This window comes from Serratia sp. CY82433 (genome assembly GCF_052166535.1).
Lineage (GTDB): Bacteria > Pseudomonadota > Gammaproteobacteria > Enterobacterales > Enterobacteriaceae > Serratia > Serratia sarumanii.
Map to the genome: position 1 here is coordinate 475,710 of NZ_JBJNOR010000002.1, position 26,793 is coordinate 502,502.

Here is a 26,793-nt window from a genome sequence, read left to right on the forward strand (position 1 = left end):
TCTCCGTAAATCATTCACCGGGCTGCTTCAAAGGAGCAACCAGGGGGGGTTCTGCCCGTCGCGGCCACCACCGGTGACCAATTGCGGAAAACATGGCGCCCGCCACAACCACAAACGCACCGACATAGCCGACAATGTTCAGCGTCGGCGCGGCGAATGCCTGGGGCCAGGCCAACGCCAATAAATCTGAAAACAGCAGGGTAAACAGCGGGGTCAGCGTCACCAACGCGCTTACCTGCGCCGCCTGCCAACGCGCCATCGCCTCTGCCAGCGCGCCGTAGCCGATCAGCGTATTGGCGCCGCAAAACAGCAAACACGCCAATTGCCAGCCGCTCAGTTGGAAAATCACCTCGGGTTTGGCCAGAGGGAACAACGCCATCGCACATAAAGTGTACAACATAACCAGGATCTGCGGCGAAGCCAGCCGGCGCAGCAACACCTTCTGCGCCACGCCGTAGCTCACCCAGACCATCGCCGCGCACACGCCCAGCATGACGCCCAGCGTGTAGTCCGTCAGCCGGGTGAAGATCTCTATCAGACTGACGTTGAAAAACAGCATCAGTCCGCAAATCAGCATCAGGGCGCCAATGACCTGGGTGACGCGCATGCGTTCTTTTAAAATCAGCACGCTGGCGAACATCATGCCCACCGGCGACAGCTGGCCAATCACCTGCGACGCCGTCGGGCTCAGGTATTGCAGCGAGGAACTGAAGAACACAAAGTTGCCCAGCAGCCCCGCCGTCGCGATCGCCAACAGCAGCAGCCAACGCGGCTGGCGGAACATCGTCAGCGGCGGCAGCTTGCCGCGCACCGCGAGGATCGCGCCCAAACCGATGGCGGCCATGGTAAAGCGATACCAGACAACGGTAAACGGCTCCATCACCACCAACACTTCTTTCATCGCAATCGGCAACGCGCCCCAGCAAACCGCCGTGGTTAACGCCAGAGAAATGCCAACGCCGACCTGCTGCTTCGTATCCATATCACCTTCGCCAACGCTGACGGGCCTGCCCTCAGGCAACCCATAAATGTAAAAAGCCCCGCAACGAATTGCGGGGCTTACATCTATTTCGTAAGGCTCGAAAAATTATTCAGCTTCGATGCTGATGAATTTACGATTGCTCGGGCCTTTAACTTCGAATTTGACTTTACCGTCTTTCAAAGCAAACAGAGTGTGGTCTTTGCCGCAACCCACGTTGGTACCAGCGTGGAATTTGGTGCCGCGCTGACGAACGATGATGCTGCCTGCCAGTACTGCTTCGCCGCCAAAGCGTTTTACGCCCAGACGTTTAGCTTCTGAATCGCGACCGTTACGAGTCGAGCCGCCAGCCTTTTTGTGTGCCATTAATCCGCTCTCCTAACTTAAGCGCTGATGCCGGTGATTTTAACGTCAGTGAACCACTGACGGTGGCCCTGCTGCTTACGGTGGTGTTTACGACGACGAAACTTAACAATTTTAATTTTCTCGCCACGACCGTGAGCAACGACTTCAGCTTTGATCTTGCCGCCATCGACGAAAGGAACGCCGATTTTGATATCTTCGCCATTAGCGATCATCAGAATCTGGTCAAACTCAACCGCTTCACCAGTTGCGATGTCCAGCTTTTCCAAGCGAACGGTCTGACCTTCGCTTACTCGGTGTTGTTTACCACCACTTTGGAAAACCGCGTACATATAAAACTCCGCTTTCCGCGTGCCCGACTGTGTTAGTTCAGAGCGCGCTATAAATATTCACAATAGGGCGCGAATTCTACGCAAAAAAGCAGCGCATGACAAGAGCAGAATAAGACCAGAACAAGAAAAAAGAAGAAAAAAAGCGCAGTTTCTTTCGTGGCGTTTATCTGAACCGTTTTTCAAGTACAATCATAGGGACAGTTACCGCCATGTACCGATGTGAGCAGCGATCTCAACGCGGTGAAGAGAAACACAGCTGAAAAAAATACAATGAACCTAGAGCAAATTACCGAGTTAACCGCGCAAGATATGGCGGCCGTGAACGCAACAATTCTCGAACAGCTGAATTCCGATGTCACGCTCATCAATCAGCTTGGCTATTACATTATCAGCGGTGGCGGTAAGCGCATCCGGCCGATGATCGCCGTCCTGGCGGCGCGGGCATTGGGCTATGAAGGCAGCAAGCACGTCACCGTGGCCGCCCTGATCGAATTCATCCATACCGCCACGCTGCTGCATGACGACGTCGTTGACGAATCGGACATGCGCCGCGGCAAAGCCACCGCCAACGCGGCGTTCGGCAACGCCGCCAGCGTGCTGGTCGGCGACTTTATCTACACCCGCGCCTTCCAGATGATGACCAGCCTGGAATCCCTGCGCGTGCTGGCGCTGATGTCGGAAGCGGTCAACGTCATCGCCGAAGGTGAAGTGCTGCAGTTGATGAACGTGCACGATCCCGACATCAGCGAAGAAAGCTATATGCGGGTGATCTACAGCAAAACCGCCCGTCTGTTCGAGGCGGCGGCGCAATCGTCGGCGATCCTGTCCGGCGCCAGCGCTGAGCAAGAACGGGCGCTGCAAGACTATGGCCGCTACCTCGGCACCGCTTTCCAGCTGATCGACGATCTGCTCGACTACAGCGCCGACGGCAGCACCCTGGGCAAAAACACCGGCGACGATCTGAACGAAGGGAAACCGACCCTGCCGCTGCTGCACGCGATGCACAACGGCGACGACGCCCAGCGTGACATGATCCGCGGCGCGATTGAGCAAGGCAACGGCCGTCACCTGTTGGAGCCGGTGCTGCAGGCGATGCAGCAATGCGGTTCGCTGGAATACACCCGCAAACGCGCCGAGGAAGAGGCCGACAAGGCGATCGCCGCGCTGCAGGCATTGCCGGCATCGGAGCACCGCACGGCGCTGGAGGGCCTGGCCCATCTGGCGGTGCAACGTGATTTTTAAGAAATTAATATTTCTTAAAAACCATCAGGCCCGCATACGCGGGCCTGCCTAGCTAGGTATTGCTCTCTTCGTCGATACGCGCCAGCAGGCCGCCGATCCCTTCCCGCATCAGGAAAGCCACCATTTTCTCGCGCTCGCTTTCCGTCAAATGGTAGTAATACTCGATCCAGACCGCCAACGGATCCTGACGCTCTACGTCATATGCCGCCCCGTCTTCCTTCAGCACCAGCAGGTTACGCACGTCTGAAGGCAGGCTGTCGATATGGTACTCCAACGCTTTTCCCTGCACGCCTTTACGCCTGCGGCTGATCCAGCCTTCGCGCCGGGCCATCAGATTGATTCCCTGTGGTGAGGAAGGTAATCCTGCGATGCCTGTCAGTTCCTTGGCGGCAAACCACTCTTTTTTCATAGCCATCATCTCTGGGCAATAGTGGGCAACGTCATTTTTTGGAAATTACTTGGGTATTTTTTAGGAAATTTAATGGTATTCTGGTTTCCGAATAAGCGTTTCACGTTGTTCATGCGCTTAACCTTGACCCGTTAGTTATACCACTAACGCAACTTTGGCTAATCAGAAAAGGAATGTAAACATGAATTCAAGGAACCCAGATTGGCATCCGGCAGATATCATCGCGGCGCTACGCAAGCAGGGCACCACGCTGGCGGCAGTGTCGCGCAAGGCCGGATTAAGCTCATCGACGCTGGCCAACGCGCTGTCGCGCCCGTGGCCGAAGGGGGAATGGCTGATCGCCGAAGCGATAGGCGTCCACCCCTCGGAGATCTGGCCAAGCCGCTATTACGATCCGCACAGCGATTGCCTGCTGGATCGCAAGGCGCGCATCAAATCGTGAACGCGGAGCAAAAAAAACCGCCGGAACAGCGTCCGGCGGCGTTTATCGGCTGACTATCGGCGTCGATCAGTTATTGATGAACTTCTCGCCCAGTTCGATATCTTTGTGCAGCACGTCCAGCATCTCGTTCAGCGCTTTCTGCTCGAAGGCGCTCAGGGTGCCGATATCCTTGCGCTCTTCAACGCCGTTCTTGCCCAGCACCAGCGGCTGTGCGAAGAAGCGAGCGTATTTGCCGTCGCCTTCAACGTAAGCGCATTCCACAACGCCTTTCTCGCCCTGCAGCGCACGCACCAGAGACAGACCGAAACGGGCGGCCGCCTGGCCCATGGACAGCGTTGCAGACCCGCCGCCGGCTTTGGCTTCCACCACTTCGGTGCCGGCGTTCTGAATGCGCTTGGTCAGATCCGCCACTTCCTGATCGGTGAAGCTCACGCCTGGGATCTGCGACAGCAGAGGCAGGATGGTCACGCCAGAGTGGCCGCCGATGACCGGCACGTTCAGCTCTTCCGGCTGCTTGCCTTTCAGCTCGGCCACGAAGGTGTTGGAACGGATGATATCCAGCGAAGTCACGCCGAACAGTTTGTTCTTGTCGTAAACGCCGGCTTTTTTCAGCACTTCCGCCGCGATGGCGACCGTGGTGTTAACCGGGTTGGTGATGATGCCGATGCAGGCTTTCGGGCAGGTTTTCGCCACTTGTTCAATCAGGTTACGCACGATGCCGGCGTTAACGTTGAACAGGTCAGAGCGATCCATGCCTGGCTTACGGGCCACGCCGGCGGAAATCAGCACCACGTCCGCACCTTGCAGAGCCGGGGTCGCGTCTTCGCCGCTGAAGCCTTTGATTTTAACTGCGGTTGGGATGTGGCTTAAGTCGACGGCAACGCCTGGGGTAACGGGGGCAATGTCGTAGAGAGAGAGTTCAGAACCTGAAGGAAGCTGGGTTTTGAGTAGAAGGGCGAGGGCCTGGCCGATACCGCCAGCAGCACCGAGAACTGCAACTTTCATCCTATACTCCTTTATTATCTTAAATATATAAAGCGCCGTGAATGTGTTGGTTACGGACCTTAAGTCATTACACCTTTCAAAACAATAAATTAGCCAATTCTTGCTTGCAGGTGTAATAAAACGGCCGCTGTCGCGCCCATTTTAGATTAAATCGCTTACGCATGAAGGGCATAGCGCACACTAATCAAAAATAGTGCGAGGTTATTCACGAGCAAGTTAACCGGCCGTTACATTACACCCTTACGCAACATCAGAACAACATCATTTTAATAACATTTTATTTACCACTGCGGGCCGATTTTCCGTCGCCAAAAGGGCATATTCATCGCGGCCGGATTTTGTTAAAATGCCGCCCTTTCCTCGCCGCCCGGTCATGCTTATTTTCTTTGGGTCGGCCTTTGTTGCATAAAAATTCATCTATATGCATAATCATGACTTCCACTATCAACATTCCACGGTGCAAAATGCGTAATCCCGCAAAACAGGAAGATCTGATCAAGACGTTCAAAGCGTTATTGAAAGAAGAAAAATTCAGTTCTCAAGGCGAGATCGTTTTGGCGCTGCAAGAAGAAGGCTTCGAAAACATTAACCAATCCAAAGTATCGCGCATGCTGACCAAGTTCGGCGCGGTACGTACGCGCAATGCCAAAATGGAAATGGTGTATTGCCTTCCTGCCGAACTCGGCGTGCCGACCACCACCAGCCCATTGAAGAATCTGGTGCTGGACGTCGACCATAACGACGCCGTCGTGGTGATCCACACCAGCCCGGGCGCCGCGCAGCTGATCGCCCGCCTGCTCGACTCATTGGGGAAATCCCAGGGCATCCTCGGCACGATTGCCGGCGACGACACGATTTTCGTCACCCCGTCCAACGGCTTTACCGCTCAGAAACTGCATGAGGCTATTCTGGGCGTGTTCGAGCAAGAGCTGTGAAACCTGGCGCTAACAAAGTGCGGCTTTAGCCCGCACTTTGTTAGCGCTTCTTTAACTCTCACGTTACCTTTCCCGCCTTCAACCGCGTTTAACACTGCTTTTTTATCCCTCAGCAACACATTTCCATGACATCTACATGTAACCAGCAGTACCCACTGTGATCTTCCGCACTTTTGGTCAAAAGCACTTACCTTATTGAAATTACATAAATTTAACATCAAAAGATCGTTTTGTGAGCGTTTTTTATTCCTTACAGTTATAAAAAATAAGGATCATAAGGTTAAAGTTTCACTAGCAACTGTTAGCTAACTATTAATTTTTCGCGTTACTAGCTGTATACTCATTTTCGTGAACTGAATCACAGTTCGTTGGAACTGATAAAAGAATACGATGAGGTGAGATGATGAAAATTAAAGCTACCGTTGCAACCCTGAGCGTTCTGTCCATGCTTTCCTTTGGTGCATTCGCAGCACAATCTATTGATGCAACTCAGGCCGCAAAACTGCAGCCGGCCGGTGTAATCACCGTGAGCGGCGTCGCCGCTGCGCCTTCCGACATCCGCCAGGCGCTGTCCGACAAAGCCGACGCCAAAGGGGCGACCGCTTACCGCGTAATCGAAGCCCGCAATGACGGCAGCTTCCACGCAACCGCTGAAATCTACAAATAAGTACCGGCATTACCCGGCAACGGGCAATACATCTCTGGAATCAAACGCTGCCATAACGGCCTTCAAGAATAAAAATCGCTGCCAAGCCCTTCCAGGCTGTTATGACCAAGGATCGCTATCATGAACATGAAAACTACTCTCGCTGCATTCGGCCTGCTGTCTGTCATCTCCTTCGGCGCCTCCGCCGCCCAGCTGGTGACTAACGATCAGACCGCCAATCTGCAATCTATCGGCACCATCACCGTCAGCGGCATCGACGGCGCGCCGACCGACATTCGCCAGGCGTTGTCGGAGAAAGCCGACGCGAAAGGCGCGACCGCCTACCGCGTGATCGAAGCGCGTAACGAAGGCAACTACCACGCCACCGCCGAGATTTACAAATAACAACTCTGGGAACGGCTTTGCAGAGCTGATTACCCTCGTCACTGCCACTGCCGAGTTCTGACGCAAACGCCGATTTCCCAGAGACCCTCTCGTCGTCCTATCCGACGAACCCCGTTGCCCTCGCTCGCGAGGGCTTTTTTATGGGCGTAAAAAAGGCCGCGAATGCGACCCTTGATGTGGCTGATGCGGCTGAGCGATCAGTAGGTGACTTTCGGTTCCTGCTTTTTCGCCAGCGCGTCCAGCAGACGGTCGTGAATGCCGCCGAAACCGCCGTTGCTCATCACCAGAATGTGATCGCCCGGCTGTGCGGTTTTCACCACCATGTCCACCAGCGTGTCGAGATCCGCGCTCCAGTGCGCCGGCTGCACGCAGGCATCCGCCACTTCCGCCACCTGCCACGGAATGTGGTGCGGCTGGAACAGGAACACCTCGTCGGCGCGGCCGAGCGAAGGCGCCAGATCGTTTTTGCTGATGCCCATTTTCATGGTGTTGGATCGCGGTTCCAGCACCGCCAGAATGCGCGCCGTGCCGCCGACCTTGCCGCGCAGCGCGGCCAGAGTGGCCAGGATCGCCGTCGGGTGGTGCGCGAAGTCGTCGTAGACCGTGACGCCGTTGGCTTCGCCACGCAGCTCCAGGCGGCGGCGGGCGTTGATGAAATCGCCCAACGCGCGGCAGGCGTCCGCCGGCTGCACGCCGACGTGGCGGGTGGCGGCGATGGCCATCAGGCCGTTATGCATGTTGTGCTCGCCCACCAGCGCCCAGTTCACTTCGCCGACCTGTTCGCCGTCGAGGAACACCGCGTAATGGCTGGCGTCCGGCGTCAGCTTCTGTGCGCGCCAGGTGCCCTCTTCCCCCACCAGCTCCTGCTCGCTCCAGCAGCCCATCGCCATCACCTGCTTCAGGTGGCTATCGTTGTCCGGCAGGATGATCTTGCCTTTGCCCGGCACCAGACGCACCAGGTGGTGGAACTGTTTCTGGATGGCTTTCAGATCGTCGAAGATATCGGCGTGGTCGAACTCCAGGTTATTCATGATCAGCGTGCGCGGGCTGTAATGCACGAACTTGGAGCGCTTGTCGAAGAACGCGCAGTCATATTCGTCGGCCTCGATCACGAAGAACGGGCTGCCGCCAAGGCGCGCCGATACGTCGAAGTTGCCCGGCACGCCGCCGATGACGAAGCCGGGCTGGTAGCCGCAGGCCTCGAGGATCCAGGTCGCCATGCCGGCGGTGGTGGTTTTGCCGTGGGTGCCGGCGACCGCCAGTACCCAGCGATCGCGCAACACGGCATCGTGCAGCCACTGCGGGCCGGAAACGTAAGGGATGCCACGTTCCAGCACCGCCTCCACGCACGGGTTGCCGCGCGTCATGGCGTTGCCGATGATCACCAGATCCGGCGCCGGATCCAGCTGGGCCGGATCATAACCCTGAATAAGATCGATCCCCTGGTTCTCCAGCAGCGTGCTCATCGGCGGATAGACGTTGGCGTCCGAACCGGTGACGTCATGCCCCAGTGAGCGCGCCAGCATCGCCAACCCGCCCATAAAGGTGCCACAGATCCCAAGAATGTGAATGCGCATAGGTTTCTCATGTGAGTGCATCGAATGTCGGCATATTCTAACGCTCAGAATCGTCCAGAAGAAATGGATTTGCCTATGAATAGCGCGCATCTTTGGGCTACACTGCACGCGAAAACGTTGGCGGTTTGTTAACAGGCCGCTATCCATCCGTAGATTCAGGGATTGTGTCATGAAAACGTTAGGCGAATTTATCGTCGAGAAACAGCACGACTTCTCTCACGCCACCGGCGAGCTGACCGCGTTACTTTCTGCAATTAAACTGGGCGCCAAAATCATCCACCGCGACATCAACAAGGCCGGCCTGGTTGATATTCTGGGCACCAGCGGGGTGTCCAACGTACAGGGCGAAGTTCAGATGAAACTGGACCTGTACGCGAACGAAAAACTGAAAGCGGCGTTGAAAGCGCGTGGTGAAGTTGCGGGTATCGCTTCCGAAGAAGAAGATGAAATCGTGATATTCGACGGCGAGCGAGCTGAAAATGCCAAGTATGTCGTTTTGATGGATCCGTTGGACGGTTCGTCCAACATCGATGTCAACGTCTCGGTCGGTACGATTTTCTCTATCTACCGTCGCATCACGCCGGTCGGCACGCCGGTGACCGAAGAAGACTTCCTGCAGCCGGGCAGCGCCCAGGTCGCAGCGGGTTATGTGGTTTACGGTTCGTCCACCATGCTGGTGTACACCACCGGTTACGGCGTCCACGCCTTCACCTACGACCCGTCTCTGGGCGTATTCTGCCTCTCCCACGAGAAAGTGCGCTTCCCGGCGAGCGGCAACATGTATTCCATCAACGAAGGCAACTACATCAAGTTCCCTCTCGGCGTGAAGAAATACATCAAATACTGCCAGGAGCAGGATGAAGCGACGCAGCGCCCTTACACCTCGCGCTACATCGGTTCTCTGGTGGCGGACTTCCACCGCAACCTGCTGAAAGGCGGCATCTACATCTACCCAAGCACCGCCAGCCACCCGCAAGGCAAGCTGCGCCTGCTGTACGAATGCAACCCGATGGCGTTTCTGGCCGAACAGGCCGGCGGTAAGGCCAGCGACGGCAAAAACCGCATTCTGGACATCACGCCGGTGAAACTGCACCAGCGCGCGCCATTCTTCGTCGGCACCAAGTCGATGGTAGAAGACGCGGAACGCTTCATCGCCGAAAACCCGGACGAGTAACGCGTTCTTTGCAAGGGTTCGGCGCCGCGCCGAACCCTTATCGCCTTACAGCTTGAACGCCGCCATGCTCTGCGCCAGCAGCTGAGCCTGATCTTCCAGCGAGCGCGTCGCCGCCGCCGACTCTTCCACCAGTGCCGCATTCTGCTGCGCCACCTGATCCATCTGCGCCACCGCCAGGTTCACCTGTTCGATACCGCTGCTTTGTTCGCGCGTCGCCGCCGAGATCTCACGCATCAACGCCGTCACCCGGCCCACTTCGCCGGTAATGCCGCTCATGGTCTGCGCGGCCGACTCCACCATCTGCTCGCCTTCCTGCACCCGGTTCTGCGACGCTTCGATCAACCCTTTGATCTCTTTCGCCGACTGGGCGCTGCGCTGCGCCAGATTGCGCACTTCACCGGCCACCACCGCAAAACCTCGGCCCTGTTCGCCGGCCCGCGCCGCTTCCACCGCCGCGTTCAGCGCCAGGATATTGGTCTGGAAGGCGATGCCGTCCATCACGCTGATGATGTCGGCGATGCGGCGCGAGCTGTCGGTGATCGCCTGCATCTTGCTCATCACCTGGCTGACCACCTCGCTGCCCTGGTTGGCGATATCGGACACGCTCAGCGCCAGTTGGTTGGCCTGTTCGCAGTTCTCGGCGTTCATTTTCACCGTCGAGGTCAGCTGTTCCATGCTGGCGGCGGTTTCTTCCAGCGAAGCGGCCGATTCTTCGGTGCGCTGCGCCAGATGCAGGTTGCCGGCCGCCAGTTCGCGTGAACCGGTGTCGATCTGGCTGCTGGCGTCGCGCACTTTGCTGACCGAACTGGCCAACGCCTGCTGCATGCGCTGCATCGCCCGCACCAGGCGGCCCATCTCGGTATCGCCCTCGCCGCGGATCTCGTGGGTCAGATCGCCGCCGGCGATGTGTTCCAGCTGCGCGATGGACTCGTCCAGCGGGCGCAGAATGATCACCCGCAGCGCGAACCAGGCCAGCACCGCCAGCAGCACGCTGAGCAGGCCCGCTACCACGATCAGCGAGATCTTGGTGCTGGCGTTGCTTTCCGCGTCATACACCTGCTGCGCGCCGAGCTTCATGGCGAAGCTGCGGAAATCGCTGAGATCCTTTTCGAACGCGATGCTCAACGCGGAGATGCGCGTTTCCTGAATATGATAATACTCATCGATCTTTCCAGCCTTGATGGCGGCAGCCATCGGCTTCACGCCCTGATCCAGATAGGCGCGGTAGCTGTTTTGCAGGCGGTTGGAGAGTTCGCGGCCGCGCTCGGTCACGGTGCCGACGCCGACAAAGCGCGCCATTTCCTTGTTCGACTGCTCGAGGTAACCGTAGATGCGGCCCACGGTGGCGTCGGAGACATCAGTCTGGCCGATCTCCCGTTGGCGCACCGCCAGCGAGGCGGCGGTTCTGGCGCGCAGCGTCAGGTTGGAGCTGTTGGCCAGCGAGCCCAGCTCTTCGCCGAGGATCTGGTTTAAGGTATGGATCGACCGCGATCCTTCGTTAATCGCGTTGACGCCAATAACGCTGACCATGATCAGCAGCATGGTCATCAGGCTCAGCAGGGCGATCAGCCCAGCCTTCACCGTAATCTTTTTTAGCATGAGTTCTTCCCGGCTTCAGAATAGTGAGATCAGACGTAGTAGGGGTGGCAAAACGCGGAGCCAGCTTTGCTGGCTCATTATTGTTTGTTGAAGTTATCGGCAGGCGGAGGCAAAACTTCATGCCGCGGCGGGATTAATCTGGAAATTCTCCGTGCGCCAGCGCACTGGGTTTTCGACGATGAAAAGGGCAGGAAATCGCAAAAGAGTCCGCTATAATAGCCGCCACTCCATTTCTGGTTTGATGATTAAAGGAAACCGACATGAGCTTGAATCTGGTCCCTGCTGGCAAAGACCTGCCGGAAGACATCTACGTAGTAATCGAAATCCCGGCCAACGCCGATCCAATCAAATACGAAATCGACAAAGAAACCGGCGCGCTGTTCGTTGACCGTTTCATGTCCACCGCGATGTTCTACCCGTGCAACTACGGCTACATCAACCACACCCTGTCTCTGGACGGCGACCCGGTTGACGTGCTGGTCCCAACCCCATACCCGCTGCAGCCGGGCTCCGTGATCCGCTGCCGTCCGGTTGGCGTGCTGAAGATGACCGACGAAGCCGGTGAAGACGCCAAGCTGGTTGCGGTACCGCACAGCAAGCTGACCAAAGAGTACGATCACGTGAAAGACGTGAACGACCTGCCAGAACTGCTGAAAGCCCAGATCGCTCACTTCTTCGAGCACTACAAAGATCTGGAAAAAGGCAAATGGGTGAAAGTGGAAGGCTGGGCAGACGCTGCCGCGGCTAAAGCGGAAATCATCGCCTCCTTCGAACGCGCCGCCAAGAAGTAATGCCTGCCGCCGTCCGATGAAAAAACACCGCTCATTGAGCGGTGTTTTTTTTTTCTTACTGTTCGTCGAGACGCTTCAGCCAGTCACCGCTGGTAATTCGCGGGTAACCGTCCACGCTGTGTTTGTACAGGTAGATCCACGCACTCCCATAAGGCGTCTGAATCAGCTCGCGCTTATAGTCCTTGGTGTTGCTTTTCAGTTCGTCCAGCTCTGCCAGAATCGATGAGTTAATACGATACACCTCGCAATGTATCGTGCCCTCTCCAGGGATCGCCGCCGGGTAATGGCCCAGATTATAAATCTGATAGCCTTCGAGCTCGTGCTCGCCGAGCCATTGGGCGTTGGTCATCCAATGGCTGTTTCCCTGTTTGCGCCGTAAACTGCCGTAGACAATTATTCGCATCGCTAAAACTCAAACTGATAGAGCAAATCTAATGCCTGGTCGAGACCAGACACCGCTTCAAGATACAACTTAGGCATCAGGCGATAACGCAACGTCAGCGTGGCCAAGGAGTCGAAGATGCCCACCCCATATTTTACTTGTAAGCCTGGGAGAACATAGCCGCTCACGACAACCTGGGAACTGTCGCCAACCCCCTGAGTGTCCAGAGCCAAATTACTTACGCCGAATGCCTCGCCGATTTTACCCACAAGTTGACCACTTTGTGCAACCCCCATGCCGATTAACATCGAGGTCATGGCGTTGCCGTCGGCGCCGGAGCTGCTCAAGCCCTGGCCGCGCAGCAGATAAGACAGGGCTTCCTGTTGCGATTTGGCCGGATCGGAGAACACTTCCAGCTTCGGCGCATCCGCCAGGCCGGTCACGCGTACGCCGGCGGTCACATCGTCCTCGGTGGATTCCGGGTTGCGGATCGCCTCGATATTCAGCAGCGGCTGATCCGGTGGGCCGGAGAACATCAGCTGCCCTTTACGCACGATCAAATCCTGACCATAAGCATGGAAGCGGCCGGAAGGGATGTCAATCTGGCCGTTGAGGCCCAGCCCTTTCTTGTCCTGCACCACCTTCAGGTCGCCCTTCAGACGGGCTTTCAGACCAAAAGCGTCCAGCCGCACGTCATTGCCGACGTGGATCATCAGATTGCTGTTGATCGGGATCGAGGCGGTCTTCGGTTGAATCGGCTTCAGTTGGTCGTCCAGCATCACCTCGTCGGAAGAGACGCCCACCGCGCTTTCCGGCAGCTCCTGCACCGTGATGCGCGCCCAGGGAATGTCGACCTTGCCGTTGAGCGAGAACAGCTGCGGCGTGGCTTCGAACACCAGATCCGGCGACACGTCGATGCGGATCATCGGCGGCACCGTCACCCGCAGCTTATCGCCCTTGGCGGCAATGCGCGCACGCCAGGCGTTGATGTCACGCCAGTCGGCGTCGCCCGCCAGATTCAGCTGGCCGCGCGTGGTGCTGAGCAGCCCTTCCAGCGTCGAGGTCATGCCGTTGAAATTCACCGCCAGCCGCGCGTCGGTCATATCGAACGGCATCCAGTGCCCCTGCACCTTCGCCCGATCCAACGCCAGGCGCCCGAACACCAGCGGCTTCTGCGCGCTGCCGCCCAGGCGCAGGTTGGCGTTCAGCATGCCCGCCGCGCTTTCGCCCTTCATCAGCGCCGGGTTGATCAGCGCCAGTGAGATGTTGGTGATATTGACGTTGCCGCTGATGGTGCGCCGCACCTGCGGATCCGCCACCTGGATATTGCCGTCGAACTGGCCGTTGTTGGTCAGCTTGATCCGCCAGTCGGCCAGCGCGCGACCGTTGTTCAGGCCGGCGTTGAGGGTCAGCGTGTCGAAGGCGATCGGCAGCGCGTTGCCCTGCACCTGCTGCACCACTTTGACGCCGTTGCCGGCCAGCGTGACTTTCGCCTCCGGCAGCGCGCCGCCCGGTTTCCAGCTGACGTCGGCCCGGCCGGTGAACACCCCGCTCAGGGCGGTTTCCGGGCCAAGGAACGGCTTGATCATCGCCAGATCGAACCGGTTGAGCACCACGCTGGCCTGGCCGCTCTGGCCGGCTTCAATGGTCTTGGGCACGCACAGCTCGGCGTTCGGGTTCTGCCAACAGTGCGGCCCGACGCTGATTTTCTGCTCGGTGTTCAGGTAGTCCAGCGCGATGGCGCGCGTCAGGCGCCATTCCCCGACCGGCGTATCGAAGCGAGTGTTGTTCAGATTGCCGCGCCAGCGCTGCTGCTGGCGATCGAAACTGCCCTGCAGCGCCAACTGGCCGGAGACCGGTTTGCCGTCGATCTTCAGCTGCAGCTGGTGCTGCTTCTCGCTGCCCTTGGCGTCGAGGGTCAGCAGGCTGACCTCCAGCGCATCCTGCTTCAGCTGCTCGACGCGTACCGCCAACTGCCCCTGAATCTGATCCGTGGAGCGCACGTCGCCGTCTATTTTCACGCGGTTGATGCGCAGCGCCTGCCACTGCAGGCCGGATGCGGTCAAATCAGCCAGCAGCTGCGGCGCCTGCAGATTGCCGCGCAGCTTCAGCAGCCCTTTGGCGGTGCCGCCCAGGCCCGGCAGCGCGCCGTCCAGACGCGGCGCGTCGATGTTGGCGTCCAGGTTCCAGCTCTTCTCGTCCAGCTGCCCTTTGACGTTCAGTTGGTTACGCCCCAGCGCCAGATCGATGCCGGGGATTTTCCACTGCCCGGCGGCGTTGCCGCTCAGCGTACCGCGCGCCGTGACCTTGTTCTGCTTCACGTTGCCGTCCAACTGCAGCACCGGCACCTGCAGCTGCCAGCTGCCGCCGTGCAGGCTACCGCGCGTGGTGATCTTGCCGTCGAGTTTCGCCGGCCATTCCGGCCACTGCTTGGCGGTATTGATGCCGCTCAGCGTCAATTGCGAGTTCCAGCTGATGGCCTTGCTCCAGTCCACCAGCGCGGTGAGATCGGTATTGCCCTGCAGCGCCGCCAGCCGCAGGCGCTCCAGCTTGAACTGCTCGACGTTGCCTTTGCCGTCCAGCGTCAGCACCGCCGGCGGCAGATCCTGGCCTTTCAGATTGGCGCGCGTCGACAGCGCGTAGTCGGTCGCCTTGCCGTTAAAGCGCAGGCGGAAATCGTTGACCTGATACTGCGCCTCGCCGCTCAGCGGCCATTTCAGCTGCTTGCTCTGCAACGTCAGCGCCAGCGGCAGGCCGGCTTCGGCCAGCCGGGTTTGCACATCGAGCTGGGCGCCGACCGGGCCGGACAGGTTCAGCGCCACCTTCAGCTCGTCACGCAGCCCGCCGCCGACGTTCAGCTTCACCTTCTCGCCCTTCAGCGGTTCGATGTTCAGCGCGCTGTTGGCGGTCAGGGACACCGGCCAGTCGCCGGTCAGCGTTGCCTGCCCCTGCAGCGACAGCGTGCCCTGCGGCGACTTCACGTCGAAGTTGTCCAGCTGGATATGTTGATCCTGCGTGCTGGCCTGCAGCAGCAGGCTCGTGATCAGCACGTCGGTATCGCCGGTCAAGCGCAGTTGCTCGCCGCTAATCTCTTTGACGGTGATATCCAGCGGCAGGCGGATGTCCGGCAGATCCGGCAACAGCGGTTTGGCGAACAGTTCCTTCAGCGTTTCGCCCAGCGGCTTCTCTTCCGGCTGAGGCACCGGCTTCGCCGCGTCGGTAACCTGCTCGCCGACCTTTTTCGCCACCTCGACCGCCGGCTGCACCGCTTCCGGCAGCGGGTTTTGCGGGGTTTTCGGCAAGGCGATCAGCAGCGAGCCGATCTTGGTCGGCATCAGCGTCAGCGCGCGCTCTTGCCACTGCGCACCGGTGCGGAACTCGGCCAGCGAGATGGCGGTGTCGTCGACGGTGACCTTGACGTTGTTCAACGCCAACAGGCGCAGCGTGATCGGGTAAGGCGTGCTGAGATTGGTGGTCGGCTCACTGCTCTCCTCCACCGGCGCGGAAGGCGCCATCTCTTTGGTGTTCACCGCCACGTCCACATCCTGGGCGGTCAAGGCGTTGACGCACAGCGAGCTGCGCTTAAAGCAGGAGAGATCGAGCGACAGATGGAACTGCCCGGCGTTGACCGTCACGCCCGGCATCTGATACTTCACGCCCTTCAGCGTCAGATCGCGCCAGCCGCCGCTGACGCCGGCGATCTCCAGCCCCGGCACCCAGCGCGCCGCGCCGTTGATGACCATATGCAAACCGGTGGTGGTGCCTATCAGGAAGGCCAGACCGCCGATCAGCAACAGCAGAACGACCAGAAATCCGAGACAAATCTTTTTAACCAGGCTCATAGTTCAGGCCCCAAACCGATGTAGAACTGCATCCCGTGGGTGTCCTTGTCTCCCACAGGCGCGGCTATATCCAGCTTCACCGGCCCCACCGGCGACTGCCAGCGCACGCCTACGCCGGCGCCGGTCTTGAAGTTGCTCTTCTTGATATCGTTCACCGCTTCACCGGAGTCGACGAACATCGCCCCCCACCATTTGCCGGTCACGTTGTATTGGTACTCCAGCGAGCCGGTCAGCATCTTGGAGGCGCCGGTCAGCTTGCCGTCGTCACCGCGCGGCGAGATGTCTTTGTACTTGTAGCCGCGAATGCTGCGGTCACCGCCGGCGAAGAAGCGCAGATCCGGCGGCACCTTGTCGAAGTCGTTGGTTTCTATCCAGCCCACCTGCCCGCGCGCCACAAAACGATGCTTGTCGGCCAGGGTGCGGATCCAGACGTTCTGCGCCTGCATCAGCGCAAAGTCCACGCCGGAGCCCCAGGAGGTGTCGGACACGTCGATAGAGTAGCGCTGGCTGTCGCCCCAGGTCGGCATCAGACCGCCGCGCGAACGGGTGCGGCTGAAGCTGACGCCAGGATACAGCAGCATGGTGGTGTTGCTGACGTTACCCTGGGTAAAGTTATCCCAGCGCCAGGTCAGGTTGATCGCCCGCTGCCAGCCGCTGGAAAGATCCCAGTTGCGCGAGGCCACCACTTTGGAGGTGACGGACTTGGTGTCGTTAAGATCGACGTTCTTGAGGCCGCCCTGCAGCAGGTAATACTGCTCCAGCGGGTTCTTCAGCAACGGGATTTTGTAGGTCAGATCCAGCTGCTGCTCCGGCGCCGACACGCTGGCGCTGGTTTCCAGACTATGCCCGCGATCGTTGAGCCAGGGCTTTTTCCAGGTGCCTTTCACCCGCGGGCCGACGTCGGTGGAGTAGCCGATACCGGTTTCGACGGTGTTGCGCGTGCGCGGCGTCACCAGCGCGTCCAACGGCAAAATCTTGTTCTCTTTGGCATCGTTGAAATCAGGGGATACCACCACCGAGTTGAACCAGTTGGTGGCGGACAAACGGCGGTTCAGCTCGGCCAAATCCTCCGAACTGTAGTAATCCCCCTGATGAAAGGGCACCAGATTTTGCAGATAGTCTTCGCGGATTTGCGAACCGGTGAATTTCACCTTGCCGAAGCGGTAACGTTCGCCGCTGTTGAAATCGATATCCCAAAACGCCTTGTGCAGATCTTCGGCCACACCGAGCTGGCTTTTGGTCATGTCGGCGTCGAAGTAGCCTTTGCGCAGCGCCAAGCCGGTGAGCGAGCCTTTGAAACTGTCATACTTGCCGTGGTTGAGGATCTCGCCGATGGTCGGCCGCCCCTTCTTCACCAGCGCCAGGTAGTCCTCATCGGTCTTCGCGCCGCCTTCCAGCACGATGTTGGCGCCAGCGATACGCACCGGTTCGCCCGGATTGACCTTGGCGTGCAGCACCGGGCGCGACATCCCCGGCCGATCGTCCAGCGTAAACTCGATGGTCGGCTGGTAATAGCCGAGCGCGCGCAGCCCCTGGCGCACCGCCTCATCCACCCGCGCGCGGAAGCGCCCGTCGGTGCCGACCTCTTCAGGCGTGATCGACGACAGCCGCACCCGGACGTTTTTTTCCAACTCTCCGCTTAACCCCTCCACCTGCAAGCGCACGTTGGCCGCATAGGCCGCAGGTGCCGCAAGCAACACAGATATCAAGCACATGACCGGGTACTTTGGCACGTGTTCTCCTTATTGATTTTACTTTCCTGTTATGGTGTTCGCTCCGGGGCCAGGGCAGACTCCGCGCTATCATGACGGCAGCCCTCTTCAACCTTGTTCCGGACGCCGCCCGCCGCGCTTGCCACCACCGCGCAACAGGCGAATTCTTCACTTTTGGCGCTCAAAATACTGCGTTAAGCTTATACATAAACTCAACTTGCCACTTATTGTGGGCAAAGACGCGGTGAGATACAACCGAACCGCCCCCATGTAGGGTCAATTCTTACTGTGACAACAGGAGTCAACCGTGGTGCCATTTTTTGATAAATCACAAACCGTCGATAAGGCAAGCGCGCTGCCTGGCCGCACCACGCCAATGCCTGTCGCAACGCTCAACGTGGTCACCGAACACTCGATGACCCAGGTGCCGGCAGGCATGGAGGTGGCGATCTTCGCCATGGGCTGTTTCTGGGGCGTTGAGCGCCTGTTCTGGCAGCAGCCGGGCGTCTACAGCACCGCCGCCGGCTACAGCGGCGGCTACACGCCGAACCCGACCTACCGCGAAGTGTGCAGCGGCCAGACCGGCCACGCCGAAGTGGTGCGCGTGGTGTTCGATCCGCAGGTCGTCAGCTACAAACAGCTGCTGCAGGTGTTCTGGGAAAATCACGATCCGGCGCAGGGCATGCGCCAGGGCGGCGACGTCGGCACCCAGTACCGCTCGGCGATTTATACGCTGAGCCCGGAGCAGCAGGCCGAGGCGGAAAGCAGCCTGCAGCGCTTCCAGCAGGCGATGGAGGCGGCAGGCGACAAGCGCGTCATCACTACCGAGATCGCGCCGGCGCTGCCGTTCTATTACGCGGAAGACGATCATCAGCAGTACCTGTTCAAGAATCCGGAAGGCTACTGCGGGCTGGGCGGCATCGGCGTTTGCCTGCCGCCGCAGGGCTGATCCGATGCCGGCCGGCGGCACTTTTTTAACCGCTGGCGGCCCCTGTGGGGCAACTGCTATACTGTGCGGGCCGCTTCTGCGGCCCGATAGCTTCCCTTCTGGTTGTTATCGCTGCTTTTTTTACTATGTACTACCCTTCCTCAAGAGCGCCGGCATCCCGTCGGCACGTATGGATAGATTATGTTAAACAGTATTTTACTGATTCTTTTTCTGATCGCGGTGAGTGCGTTCTTCTCACTGTCGGAAATCTCTCTGGCCGCCTCGCGCAAGATCAAACTGAAGCTGATGGCGGACGAAGGCAACGTCAACGCCGCCAGAGTGCTTAAACTGCAAGAAACCCCAGGCATCTTCTTCACCGTGGTGCAGATCGGCCTGAACGCCGTGGCCATCCTCGGCGGTATCGTCGGCGACGCGGCTTTCTCTCCCACCTTCAAGGTGTTGTTCGATCGTTTCCTGTCGCCCGAACTGGCGGAACAGGTCAGCTTCATCTGCTCCTTCGTGCTGGTGACCAGCCTGTTTATCCTGTTCGCCGATTTGACCCCGAAGCGCATCGGTATGATTGCACCAGAGACGGTCGCCGTCCGGATCATCAACCCGATGCGTTTCTCCATCATGATCTTCCGCCCGCTGGTGTGGTTCTTCAACGGCATGGCCAACCTGATCTTCCGTATGTTCAAGCTGCCGATGGTGCGTAAGGACGACATCACCTCCGACGACATCTACGCGGTGGTGGAAGCCGGCGCCCTGGCGGGCGTGCTGCGCAAGCAGGAACATGAGCTGATTGAAAACGTGTTCGAACTGGAATCGCGCACCGTGCCGTCTTCGATGACCTCGCGCGAAAGCGTGGTGTACTTCGACCTGCGCGAAAGCGAAGAGAGCATCAAGGAGAAGGTCTCGACCCATCCGCACTCCAAGTTCCTGGTGTGCGACGGCCATATCGATCAAGTGGTCGGCTACGTCGACTCCAAAGACCTGCTGAACCGCGTGCTGGGCAACCAGAGCCTGGTGCTGAGCAGCGGCGTGCAGATCCGCTCGGCGCTGATCGTGCCGGATACGCTGACGCTGTCCGAAGCGCTGGAAAGCTTCAAGACCGCCGGCGAAGACTTCGCGGTGATCCTCAATGAATATGCGTTGGTGGTGGGCATCATCACCCTCAACGACGTGATGACCACGCTGATGGGCGATTTGGTCGGCCAGGGCCAGGAAGAGCAGATCGTGGCGCGCGACGAAAGCTCATGGCTGATTGAGGGCGGCACGCCGATCGACGACGTGATGCGCGTGCTGGATATCGACGAGTTCCCGCAGGCGGGCAACTACGAGACCATCGGCGGCTTTATGATGTATATGCTGCGCAAGATCCCGAAACGCACCGACTTCGTCAAATACGCCGGCTACAAGTTCGAAGTGGTGGATATCGACAGCTACAAGATAGACCAGTTGCTGGTCACCCGGCTGAGCGACAAACCGGCGGCGGTGCTGCCGAAAGCGCCGGAAGACACCCCGTAGCTTGACGGCGATAAGACAAAAACATCAGCGGCCCCATCGGGGCCGCATTTTTTTACCGCTGTCAGCGAGGTGTTCACCCCATCTCGGCCTGCAGCAACAGCACCTGACGGTTCACTTCAGACATCACGCTGAAATGGCGCTTGTCGCGAATCTTCGGCGGCAGGATTTTCCCCTCGTCGAATTCAAATGCGCCCACGTCCTTGATATACAGCCTTCCGCGAAACAGGGTCTTAACGTACTTCGCCACTTTCAAAGGGTTATAACGCTGGAAGATTCTCATTCTTTTACGCTCCTCCCGTTGATCCATGCGCTCAGCGAGCCGCCAAAAGTGGCAGCCTCGAAATTCAGAACGCAACTTGATTGCATGTAGTAGACCCAGTAAAGACCAGATCGTTCACTTCTGCCCGGTGATCTGCACTGGATTTACACTTTTTGACAGAATTGTATATGATAATTTATAACGTTTTCAGGATATCCCTTCAAAATCTGATGATTAGCGAACCAAGGGAAAATCTGCGATCCGGTTAACAGGACAGACCTCTTATCACATCCTATGCTTTAGGCTGTCGAAGTGCTGTCGCACAAATTCCCCCCATTACAAGGAGAAAGCATGAAAACAAGTCGCATGCTGATGGTATCCCTGCTGCTCGCCCCGCTTTTCGCTTCCGCGCACAACTTCCAGCTCCAGCAGCGCGTGGCGCCGGTCGGCGTCAGCGACAAAGGAGAGCTCAATTACGCTGAAGGTAATTTTAGCTACCAGAACTGGAACAGCGCGCAGCTCAGTGGAAAAGTGCGAGTGATACAACATATTGCCGGCCGCAGCTCCGCCAAAGACATGAACGACCCACTGATTGAAGCGATCAAGAAGGCGAAGCTACCACACGATCGTTACCAAACGACGACAATCGTCAACACCGACGATGCCCTGATGGGCACCGCGATATTCGTGCGCAGCAGCATTGAAGACAGCAAGAAGGAGTTCCCGTGGTCGCAGTTTATCGTCGACAGCGACGGTAACGTGCGCAAGGCCTGGGATCTGCAGCCGAAAGGCTCCGCCATCGTGGTGCTGGATAAGCAAGGGCGCATTCAGTTTGCCAAAGACGGCGCGCTGACGCCGGAAGAGGTGCAGCAGGTGATGTCCAAGCTGCACCAGCTGTTGGCGAACTAACTCAGAACAGCGACACCCGGAAGCCGGGGTTGAGGAAGGATTCACGCGGGGTATAGAGCAACGGCTTGCCCTGCCAATCGTGAATTTGCGCCCCGGCGGCCACCGCCACCGCATGCCCTGCGGCGGTATCCCAAATGTTGGTCGGCCCGAAGCGCGGATAGAGCTGCGCCTTGCCTTCCGCCACCAGGCAGAACTTCAGCGAGGAGCCGACGGACACTGTCTGGTGCTCGCCCAGCTGCTGCAGATAATCTTTCAGCTCGTCGTCGATATGCGAGCGGCTCACCACCACCAGCGGCGGATGCGCGTTGCTGACGCCGATCGCCTGCCGCACGCCCTTCTCTTCTTTCCAGGCCTTGCCGCGCTCCGCCAGATACAATACGTCTATCGCCGGCGCGTACACTACGCCCATCACCGCCTGCCCCTCTTCAATCAGAGCGATATTGACCGTGAACTCACCGTTGCGGTGCAAGAACTCTTTGGTGCCGTCCAGCGGATCGACCAGCCAGTAACGCGTCCAGCTGCGGCGCTCTTCCCACGCCGGCGGATCTTCTTCCGACAGCAGCGGCACCTCGGGCGTCAGCGCCGCCAGGCCGCGCTTGATGATGTGATGCGCCGCCAGATCGGCCGCCGTCACCGGTGAATCATCTTTTTTCTGTGCGACATCAAGCGGTTGTTCACCGTCGTACACCGCCATGATCGCCGCCCCCGCCTCGCGGGACAGTTGGCAAATTCGCTCTAACATCATGCACCTCAACTCTGCATCTCCGTGGGAAATTTCCCTCTGTCTCTGCTAGCAGACTAGTTTTTTTTACGCCGAATATCCATCTCAACCGGCTAACTCCCGGGAATTCCTCAGATCTTGTTGGGCACAACTGTGAACTTCCCCGCGTTACCTGCCGCCGTTTTCTGCCACACTTCACAGTTTACTGTGGCAAGCAATGTTAATTACATTTCCCTCTGCGATAACACTCGAATAATGGAATGGAGAGCCCCCAAATGATGAAGCATCCACTGACGCTGTCCGCGCTTGCGCTGCTGGTGTGCGCCTCGGCGCAGGCGGCGACCGTCGATCTGCGCGTGCTGGAAACCACCGATCTGCACAGCAACATGATGGACTTCGATTACTACAAGGACACGCCGACCGACAAGTTCGGCCTGGTGCGCACCGCCAGCCTGATCCAGCAGGCGCGCCAACAGGCTACCAACGCGGTGTTGGTGGACAATGGCGACATCATTCAGGGCAGCCCGCTCGGCGACTACATGGCGGCCAAGGGGTTGAAGCCGGGCGACGTGCACCCGGTCTATAAGGCGATGAACACGCTGGACTACGTGGTCGGCAACATCGGCAACCATGAATTCAACTACGGGCTGGACTACCTGAAGAACGCCATCGCCGGCGCCAAATTCCCGTACATCAACGCCAACGTCATCGACGCCAAAACGCAAAAACCGCTGTTCACGCCCTACATCATCGTCGATACGCCGGTGAAGGACCGCGACGGCAAGGCGCATACGCTGCGCATCGGCTACATCGGCTTCGTGCCGCCGCAGATCCTGGTGTGGGATAAAGCTAACCTGCAGGGCAAAGTGACGGTGGACGACATCACCGCCACCGCCAAGCGCTACGTGCCGGAAATGCGTAAACAGGGCGCCGATCTGGTGGTGGCGATCCCGCATTCCGGGCTGTCCAGCGAGCCTTACAAGGCAATGGCGGAAAACTCGGTCTATTACCTCAGCCAGGTGCCGGGCATCGACGCCATCATGTTCGGCCACGCCCATGCGGTGTTCCCGAGCAAGGACTTCGCCAATATCAAAGGCGCGGATATCGATAAAGGCCTGCTGAACGGCGTACCGGCGGTGATGCCGGGCCAATGGGGCGATCATCTCGGCGTGGTCGACCTGCAGCTCAACAACGATGGCGGCAGCTGGAAAGTGACCGCCGCCAAAGCGGAAGCGCGGCCGATCTACGACAAAGAGAACAAGAAATCGCTGGCGGCGGAAGATACCGCGCTGGTGAAAGTGTTGGCGGACGATCACAAGGGCACGCGCGAGTTCGTCAGCCAGCCGATCGGCAAATCCGACGGCAACATGTACAGCTACCTGGCGCTGGTGCAGGACGATCCGACGGTGCAGATCGTCAACAATGCGCAGAAGGCCTACGTTGAACATTACATTCAGGGCGATCCGGATCTGGCCGATCTGCCGGTGCTGTCGGCGGCGGCGCCGTTCAAGGTCGGCGGCCGCAAGAACGATCCGGCCAGCTTCGTCGAAGTGGAAAAGGGCCAGCTCACCTTCCGCAACGCCGCCGATCTCTATCTCTACCCCAATACCCTGGTAGTAGTGAAGGCCAGCGGCAAAGAGGTGAAAGAGTGGCTGGAGTGCTCCGCCGGCCAGTTCAACCAGATAGACGTCAACAGCGCCAAGCCGCAGGGCTTGATCAACTGGGACGGATTCCGCACCTATAACTTCGACGTGATCGACGGCGTCAACTACCAGATCGACGTCAGCCAGCCGGCACGCTACGACGGCGAATGCCAGCTGATCAACGACAAGGCGGAGCGCATCAAGCAGCTAACCTTCAACGGCAAGCCGATCGATCCGAACGCCACCTTCCTGGTCGCCACCAACAACTACCGCGCCTACGGCGGCAAGTTTGCCGGCACCGGCGACAAACACATCGCCTTCGCTTCGCCGGATGAGAACCGTTCGGTGCTGGCGGCCTACATCAGCGCCGAAACCCAACGGCACGGCGCGGTGCATCCGCAGGCGGACAACAACTGGCGTTTGGCGACCTTCAGCAGCCAGCAGCCGCTGGATATCCGCTTCGAGACTTCGCCGTCGGACAAAGCGACGGCGTTTATCAAGGAGCACGCTCAATATCCGATGACCGCCGAGGGCAATGACCGTATCGGCTTCACGGTCTATCGCATCGATTTAAGCGAGAAATAATCACCCGGCCGGGGCAATCCCCCCGGCCAGCTTCGCTATTTTCCCACTGGCGCGCCCTTTAAATTGCATTTAAAATGCATGTTATTAGATTCCTTCGTTTAAAGAGGCACTTCCATGGATTACCGCAACCAATCCCTTGGCGCGCTCGCCATCGCCATTCCCCGGGCATCCCGGCTGTTTCGCCAGCATCAGCTGGATTTCTGCTGCGGCGGCCGGCAGTCGCTGGCGCGCGCCGCCGAGCGTAAAGGGCTGGACATCGACCAGTTGGAGAACGCGCTGGCCGCACTCGCCGCCACGCCGGAACAAAGCCGGGACTGGCGCACAGCGCCGCTCGGTGAGGTGATCGATTACATTCTGCCGCGCTTTCATCAGCGGCACCGCGAGCAATTGGCCGAACTGGTGCTGATGGCGGAAAAAGTCGAACGCGTGCACGGCGACAAACCCAGCTGCCCGCGCGGGTTGGCGAAGCAGCTGAACCTGATCCGTCTGGATCTGGAGAATCACATGATGAAAGAGGAGCAGATCCTGTTCCCGCTGATCAAACAGGGCATGGGGCCGCAGGCCGCCGGACCGATCTCGGTGATGGAGCATGAACATGACGAGGCGGGTGAGCAGCTGGAAGTGGTGAAGTTCCTCACCGATAACGTGACGCCGCCGGAGGGCGCCTGCACCACCTGGCGAGCGCTGTACACCGGCATCGATGAGTTTATCGGCGATCTGATGGAGCACATCAGCCTGGAAAACAATTTGCTGTTCCCGCGCGCGCTGCGCGGCGCATAAAATAAGGGCGCCACGAAGGCGCCCGGAGCAATCCTCGGTGGGATTACAGGATTTCCAGCAGCTCGACGTCGAACACCAGCGCGCTGAACGGCGGGATGGACGCGCCTGCACCACGCTCGCCGTAGGCCAGGTTATGCGGGATATACAGCTGCCATTTGGAGCCGACCGGCATCAGGGTCAGCGCTTCGATCCAGCCTGGGATCACGCCGCTGACCGGGAATTCTGCCGGCTGGCCGCGCTCGACCGAGCTGTCGAACACGTCGCCGTTGATCAGACGACCGGTGTAGTGCACGCGCACACGGTCCTGACGGGACGGGATCGGGCCGTTGCCCTGCTCCAGGACGGAGAACTGCAGGCCGGACTCGGTCAGCGTCACGTCGTCGCGCTTGGCGTTGTCGTCCAGGAATTTCTGGCCTTCAACGGCCATCGCCTGCTGGCGCTCGCGGCGCACCGCGTCCGCACGCTCGTGGATTTCACGCAGCGCACGGTGCACCACGTCTACCGGAACCGCCGGGGCATTCCCTTCCAGCGCGTCACGCAGGCCCGCCAGCAAAGCTTCCGGTTGCAAACCTTCCAGCCCGGACTCTTGCAGCTGCTGGCCGACCTGTAAACCAATCCCGTAACTTGCTTGCGCTTCAACGCTGTCAAAAGAAGGGGTTGTCATGGGGTTTTCCTTAAGTCTGTAAAAAGTCGAAAGCGCAGCATAACAGCGCGTCAATGCCGGGTAAAATCTTGTGTGGAGAATGATGACTTTTGTCGTAGAAAAAGAAACAATAACCTTCTGTTAACGCCCGCAGCCGCAAACCCCGGCCCTGCCGCTCAGCCGCCTTTCACTTCAATCAGTTAGCGGACTATACTGAAAGCAGGATATCGGGCAGGCGACGCGTTTGCCGCGCCGCGCTCATTATTTCGCCGTCGAAGAGAGGTCACCATGGGCAGAATCGCGCCCAGGAGAAGGAAAACCACCCGCATCTACCAGCCGCTGCTGCGCACCTGGCTGAACGTCAGCCAGCGCCTGAAACCGGGCGCCGCACCCACGTCTGAAGGCGCGGAACCGCCATCGGAGCCACCGCCGGCCAACGACAGAATGCAGCTGGTCAAAGCGCTGCTGGCTAAAGTCTGGCATCTTCCGGACGGTTTCCATTGGATGGAGCCGCTGCCCTACTTTCACCGCCGCTGGGTGCTGATTTTCGGCGCTATCCTGCTGCTGGCCCTGCTGTGGCCCTACTCGCCCGAAAGACAGCCGTTCCCGGTATCCCAGCAGGAAACCAGCGTGCCGCTGCAGGCCGAGCGGCAAAACGGCGGCGGCGCCACTCCAGCCAACGAACCGACGCCGGCGGGCAACTGGCAGCGTTACCAAATTCAGCCCGGCCAGACCCTGGCGCAGCTGTTTCGCGACAACAATCTGCCGGTGAATGAAGTGTTCGCCATGGCGCAGGTGGAAGGCGGCGACAAGCCGCTGAGCAACATGAAAGCCGGCCAGGAAGTGCGCATCGAACGCGGTGCCAACGGCATGATTAACGCGCTGTCGGTCACCACAGTGGACAATAGCCAGGCGCTGTTCCGCCGCCAGGCCGACGGCAGCTACCGCCGGGAACGCTAATCC

At 59.0% G+C, this 26,793-nt stretch carries 26 protein-coding genes; 13 read left to right on the forward strand and 13 right to left on the reverse strand.

All coding sequences use genetic code 11. The features are described from left to right. Positions 1-10: 10 nt before the first annotated feature. From ACJ8PI_RS15785 to rplU, 3 genes are all read right to left on the reverse strand, one after another. Positions 11-982: a DMT family transporter gene (locus ACJ8PI_RS15785; RefSeq protein ID WP_033636816.1), complete on the reverse strand. Its 972-nt coding sequence runs from the start codon at positions 980-982 to the stop codon at positions 11-13. 105 nt (positions 983-1,087) lie between these two features. Beyond that, positions 1,088-1,345: a 50S ribosomal protein L27 gene (rpmA, locus tag ACJ8PI_RS15790; RefSeq protein ID WP_004933559.1), complete on the reverse strand. Its 258-nt coding sequence runs from the start codon at positions 1,343-1,345 to the stop codon at positions 1,088-1,090. A gap of 17 nt (positions 1,346-1,362) precedes the next feature. After that, positions 1,363-1,674 carry a 50S ribosomal protein L21 gene (rplU, locus tag ACJ8PI_RS15795; RefSeq protein WP_004933561.1) on the reverse strand — a complete coding sequence of 104 codons (312 nt, stop codon included), beginning with the start codon at positions 1,672-1,674 and terminating at the stop codon, positions 1,363-1,365. 270 nt (positions 1,675-1,944) lie between these two features. On the opposite strand from rplU, the gene ispB reads away from it, so the two are divergent. Continuing rightward, on the forward strand, positions 1,945-2,916 hold the full coding sequence (gene ispB, locus ACJ8PI_RS15800; RefSeq protein WP_033636815.1) for an octaprenyl diphosphate synthase: 972 nt from the start codon (positions 1,945-1,947) through the stop codon (positions 2,914-2,916). 52 nt (positions 2,917-2,968) lie between these two features. Here the strand turns inward: ispB and ACJ8PI_RS15805 are convergent, their stop codons facing one another. Continuing rightward, positions 2,969-3,325 (reverse strand): DNA-binding protein, encoded by a 357-nt coding sequence (locus ACJ8PI_RS15805; protein ID WP_033655297.1) that lies wholly within the window; start codon positions 3,323-3,325, stop codon positions 2,969-2,971. Positions 3,326-3,506: 181 nt separating this feature from the next. Here ACJ8PI_RS15805 and ACJ8PI_RS15810 point away from each other — a divergent pair, with 181 nt between their 5' ends. Then, a complete protein-coding gene (locus ACJ8PI_RS15810; RefSeq protein ID WP_033636812.1) occupies positions 3,507-3,767 on the forward strand; it encodes a helix-turn-helix domain-containing protein in 261 nt (86 codons plus the stop codon). Positions 3,768-3,833: 66 nt separating this feature from the next. On the opposite strand, the gene mdh is transcribed toward ACJ8PI_RS15810, so the two are convergent. Then, complete coding sequence (mdh, locus tag ACJ8PI_RS15815; RefSeq protein WP_033636811.1) at positions 3,834-4,772, reverse strand: malate dehydrogenase; 939 nt, start codon at positions 4,770-4,772, stop codon at positions 3,834-3,836. A gap of 464 nt (positions 4,773-5,236) precedes the next feature. Here mdh and argR point away from each other — a divergent pair, with 464 nt between their 5' ends. From argR to yhcN (ACJ8PI_RS15830), 3 genes are all read left to right on the forward strand, one after another. Then, positions 5,237-5,707, forward strand: coding sequence for a transcriptional regulator ArgR (gene argR, locus ACJ8PI_RS15820; protein ID WP_004933572.1), 471 nt, complete (start codon positions 5,237-5,239; stop codon positions 5,705-5,707). A gap of 403 nt (positions 5,708-6,110) precedes the next feature. Then, positions 6,111-6,374 carry a peroxide/acid stress response protein YhcN gene (gene yhcN, locus ACJ8PI_RS15825; RefSeq protein WP_033638655.1) on the forward strand — a complete coding sequence of 88 codons (264 nt, stop codon included), beginning with the start codon at positions 6,111-6,113 and terminating at the stop codon, positions 6,372-6,374. Between the two features lie 120 nt (positions 6,375-6,494). Further along, complete coding sequence (gene yhcN / locus ACJ8PI_RS15830) at positions 6,495-6,758, forward strand: peroxide/acid stress response protein YhcN (RefSeq protein ID WP_033638654.1); 264 nt, start codon at positions 6,495-6,497, stop codon at positions 6,756-6,758. A 197-nt stretch (positions 6,759-6,955) separates the two neighbouring features. On the opposite strand, the gene mpl is transcribed toward yhcN (ACJ8PI_RS15830), so the two are convergent. Further along, complete coding sequence (mpl, locus tag ACJ8PI_RS15835) at positions 6,956-8,335, reverse strand: UDP-N-acetylmuramate:L-alanyl-gamma-D-glutamyl-meso-diaminopimelate ligase (protein ID WP_033636810.1); 1,380 nt, start codon at positions 8,333-8,335, stop codon at positions 6,956-6,958. Positions 8,336-8,504: 169 nt separating this feature from the next. Here mpl and fbp point away from each other — a divergent pair, with 169 nt between their 5' ends. Then, positions 8,505-9,509 carry a class 1 fructose-bisphosphatase gene (gene fbp, locus ACJ8PI_RS15840; RefSeq protein WP_004933587.1) on the forward strand — a complete coding sequence of 335 codons (1,005 nt, stop codon included), beginning with the start codon at positions 8,505-8,507 and terminating at the stop codon, positions 9,507-9,509. 45 nt (positions 9,510-9,554) lie between these two features. On the opposite strand, the gene ACJ8PI_RS15845 is transcribed toward fbp, so the two are convergent. Next, positions 9,555-11,108, reverse strand: coding sequence for a methyl-accepting chemotaxis protein (locus ACJ8PI_RS15845; protein ID WP_033636809.1), 1,554 nt, complete (start codon positions 11,106-11,108; stop codon positions 9,555-9,557). Between the two features lie 260 nt (positions 11,109-11,368). On the opposite strand from ACJ8PI_RS15845, the gene ppa reads away from it, so the two are divergent. Beyond that, positions 11,369-11,899: an inorganic diphosphatase gene (ppa, locus tag ACJ8PI_RS15850; RefSeq protein ID WP_004933594.1), complete on the forward strand. Its 531-nt coding sequence runs from the start codon at positions 11,369-11,371 to the stop codon at positions 11,897-11,899. Between the two features lie 55 nt (positions 11,900-11,954). Here the strand turns inward: ppa and ACJ8PI_RS15855 are convergent, their stop codons facing one another. Genes ACJ8PI_RS15855 through tamA form a run of 3 tightly spaced genes read right to left on the reverse strand, consistent with a single transcriptional unit; the run spans position 11,955 to position 17,838 of the window. Next, entirely contained in the window at positions 11,955-12,302 is a 348-nt protein-coding gene (locus ACJ8PI_RS15855) for a gamma-glutamylcyclotransferase family protein (protein ID WP_033648686.1), read from the reverse strand. 2 nt (positions 12,303-12,304) lie between these two features. Next, positions 12,305-16,123 carry an autotransporter assembly complex protein TamB gene (tamB, locus tag ACJ8PI_RS15860; protein WP_164134884.1) on the reverse strand — a complete coding sequence of 1,273 codons (3,819 nt, stop codon included), beginning with the start codon at positions 16,121-16,123 and terminating at the stop codon, positions 12,305-12,307. After that, positions 16,120-17,838 (reverse strand): autotransporter assembly complex protein TamA, encoded by a 1,719-nt coding sequence (gene tamA, locus ACJ8PI_RS15865; protein ID WP_194243329.1) that lies wholly within the window; start codon positions 17,836-17,838, stop codon positions 16,120-16,122. The genes tamB and tamA overlap by 4 nt, the downstream gene beginning before the upstream one ends. Positions 17,839-18,142: 304 nt before the next feature. Here tamA and msrA point away from each other — a divergent pair, with 304 nt between their 5' ends. Beyond that, positions 18,143-18,784, forward strand: a complete 642-nt coding sequence (gene msrA / locus ACJ8PI_RS15870) for a peptide-methionine (S)-S-oxide reductase MsrA (RefSeq protein ID WP_033648689.1) — start codon at positions 18,143-18,145, stop codon at positions 18,782-18,784. A 180-nt stretch (positions 18,785-18,964) separates the two neighbouring features. After that, positions 18,965-20,290 carry a hemolysin family protein gene (locus ACJ8PI_RS15875; RefSeq protein WP_033636802.1) on the forward strand — a complete coding sequence of 442 codons (1,326 nt, stop codon included), beginning with the start codon at positions 18,965-18,967 and terminating at the stop codon, positions 20,288-20,290. A 73-nt stretch (positions 20,291-20,363) separates the two neighbouring features. Here ACJ8PI_RS15875 and ACJ8PI_RS15880 read toward each other — a convergent pair whose 3' ends face one another. Next, positions 20,364-20,570 carry a DUF1107 domain-containing protein gene (locus tag ACJ8PI_RS15880; RefSeq protein WP_033636801.1) on the reverse strand — a complete coding sequence of 69 codons (207 nt, stop codon included), beginning with the start codon at positions 20,568-20,570 and terminating at the stop codon, positions 20,364-20,366. Between the two features lie 330 nt (positions 20,571-20,900). Here ACJ8PI_RS15880 and ACJ8PI_RS15885 point away from each other — a divergent pair, with 330 nt between their 5' ends. Then, complete coding sequence (locus ACJ8PI_RS15885; protein WP_164134883.1) at positions 20,901-21,458, forward strand: YtfJ family protein; 558 nt, start codon at positions 20,901-20,903, stop codon at positions 21,456-21,458. Position 21,459: 1 nt separating this feature from the next. Here ACJ8PI_RS15885 and cysQ read toward each other — a convergent pair whose 3' ends face one another. After that, positions 21,460-22,200, reverse strand: a complete 741-nt coding sequence (cysQ, locus tag ACJ8PI_RS15890; RefSeq protein ID WP_033638653.1) for a 3'(2'),5'-bisphosphate nucleotidase CysQ — start codon at positions 22,198-22,200, stop codon at positions 21,460-21,462. A 254-nt stretch (positions 22,201-22,454) separates the two neighbouring features. On the opposite strand from cysQ, the gene ACJ8PI_RS15895 reads away from it, so the two are divergent. Together ACJ8PI_RS15895 and ytfE are read left to right on the forward strand one after the other, a co-directional pair. Next, positions 22,455-24,407, forward strand: a complete 1,953-nt coding sequence (locus ACJ8PI_RS15895) for a bifunctional 2',3'-cyclic-nucleotide 2'-phosphodiesterase/3'-nucleotidase (RefSeq protein ID WP_164134882.1) — start codon at positions 22,455-22,457, stop codon at positions 24,405-24,407. A 114-nt stretch (positions 24,408-24,521) separates the two neighbouring features. After that, positions 24,522-25,187: an iron-sulfur cluster repair protein YtfE gene (gene ytfE, locus ACJ8PI_RS15900; RefSeq protein ID WP_033648691.1), complete on the forward strand. Its 666-nt coding sequence runs from the start codon at positions 24,522-24,524 to the stop codon at positions 25,185-25,187. A gap of 43 nt (positions 25,188-25,230) precedes the next feature. On the opposite strand, the gene fklB is transcribed toward ytfE, so the two are convergent. Next, entirely contained in the window at positions 25,231-25,851 is a 621-nt protein-coding gene (gene fklB / locus ACJ8PI_RS15905) for an FKBP-type peptidyl-prolyl cis-trans isomerase (protein ID WP_004933618.1), read from the reverse strand. A 267-nt stretch (positions 25,852-26,118) separates the two neighbouring features. Here fklB and ACJ8PI_RS15910 point away from each other — a divergent pair, with 267 nt between their 5' ends. Further along, the gene (locus tag ACJ8PI_RS15910) at positions 26,119-26,790 is read left to right on the forward strand and encodes an OapA family protein (protein WP_060436738.1); all 672 of its coding nucleotides are present in this window, start codon (positions 26,119-26,121) and stop codon (positions 26,788-26,790) included. Positions 26,791-26,793 lie beyond the last annotated feature (3 nt).

Coding starts and splice junctions, on each gene's coding strand:
- ACJ8PI_RS15785 (WP_033636816.1), bottom strand. CDS start 982: ATGGATACGAAGCAGCAGGTCGGCGTTGGCATTTCTCTGGCGTTAACC.
- rpmA (WP_004933559.1), bottom strand. CDS start 1,345: ATGGCACACAAAAAGGCTGGCGGCTCGACTCGTAACGGTCGCGATTCA.
- rplU (WP_004933561.1), bottom strand. CDS start 1,674: ATGTACGCGGTTTTCCAAAGTGGTGGTAAACAACACCGAGTAAGCGAA.
- ispB (WP_033636815.1), top strand. CDS start 1,945: ATGAACCTAGAGCAAATTACCGAGTTAACCGCGCAAGATATGGCGGCC.
- ACJ8PI_RS15805 (WP_033655297.1), bottom strand. CDS start 3,325: ATGAAAAAAGAGTGGTTTGCCGCCAAGGAACTGACAGGCATCGCAGGA.
- ACJ8PI_RS15810 (WP_033636812.1), top strand. CDS start 3,507: ATGAATTCAAGGAACCCAGATTGGCATCCGGCAGATATCATCGCGGCG.
- mdh (WP_033636811.1), bottom strand. CDS start 4,772: ATGAAAGTTGCAGTTCTCGGTGCTGCTGGCGGTATCGGCCAGGCCCTC.
- argR (WP_004933572.1), top strand. CDS start 5,237: ATGCGTAATCCCGCAAAACAGGAAGATCTGATCAAGACGTTCAAAGCG.
- yhcN (WP_033638655.1), top strand. CDS start 6,111: ATGAAAATTAAAGCTACCGTTGCAACCCTGAGCGTTCTGTCCATGCTT.
- yhcN (WP_033638654.1), top strand. CDS start 6,495: ATGAACATGAAAACTACTCTCGCTGCATTCGGCCTGCTGTCTGTCATC.
- mpl (WP_033636810.1), bottom strand. CDS start 8,335: ATGCGCATTCACATTCTTGGGATCTGTGGCACCTTTATGGGCGGGTTG.
- fbp (WP_004933587.1), top strand. CDS start 8,505: ATGAAAACGTTAGGCGAATTTATCGTCGAGAAACAGCACGACTTCTCT.
- ACJ8PI_RS15845 (WP_033636809.1), bottom strand. CDS start 11,108: ATGCTAAAAAAGATTACGGTGAAGGCTGGGCTGATCGCCCTGCTGAGC.
- ppa (WP_004933594.1), top strand. CDS start 11,369: ATGAGCTTGAATCTGGTCCCTGCTGGCAAAGACCTGCCGGAAGACATC.
- ACJ8PI_RS15855 (WP_033648686.1), bottom strand. CDS start 12,302: ATGCGAATAATTGTCTACGGCAGTTTACGGCGCAAACAGGGAAACAGC.
- tamB (WP_164134884.1), bottom strand. CDS start 16,123: ATGAGCCTGGTTAAAAAGATTTGTCTCGGATTTCTGGTCGTTCTGCTG.
- tamA (WP_194243329.1), bottom strand. CDS start 17,838: ATGTGCTTGATATCTGTGTTGCTTGCGGCACCTGCGGCCTATGCGGCC.
- ACJ8PI_RS15875 (WP_033636802.1), top strand. CDS start 18,965: ATGTTAAACAGTATTTTACTGATTCTTTTTCTGATCGCGGTGAGTGCG.
- ACJ8PI_RS15880 (WP_033636801.1), bottom strand. CDS start 20,570: ATGAGAATCTTCCAGCGTTATAACCCTTTGAAAGTGGCGAAGTACGTT.
- ACJ8PI_RS15885 (WP_164134883.1), top strand. CDS start 20,901: ATGAAAACAAGTCGCATGCTGATGGTATCCCTGCTGCTCGCCCCGCTT.
- cysQ (WP_033638653.1), bottom strand. CDS start 22,200: ATGTTAGAGCGAATTTGCCAACTGTCCCGCGAGGCGGGGGCGGCGATC.
- ACJ8PI_RS15895 (WP_164134882.1), top strand. CDS start 22,455: ATGATGAAGCATCCACTGACGCTGTCCGCGCTTGCGCTGCTGGTGTGC.
- ytfE (WP_033648691.1), top strand. CDS start 24,522: ATGGATTACCGCAACCAATCCCTTGGCGCGCTCGCCATCGCCATTCCC.
- fklB (WP_004933618.1), bottom strand. CDS start 25,851: ATGACAACCCCTTCTTTTGACAGCGTTGAAGCGCAAGCAAGTTACGGG.
- ACJ8PI_RS15910 (WP_060436738.1), top strand. CDS start 26,119: ATGGGCAGAATCGCGCCCAGGAGAAGGAAAACCACCCGCATCTACCAG.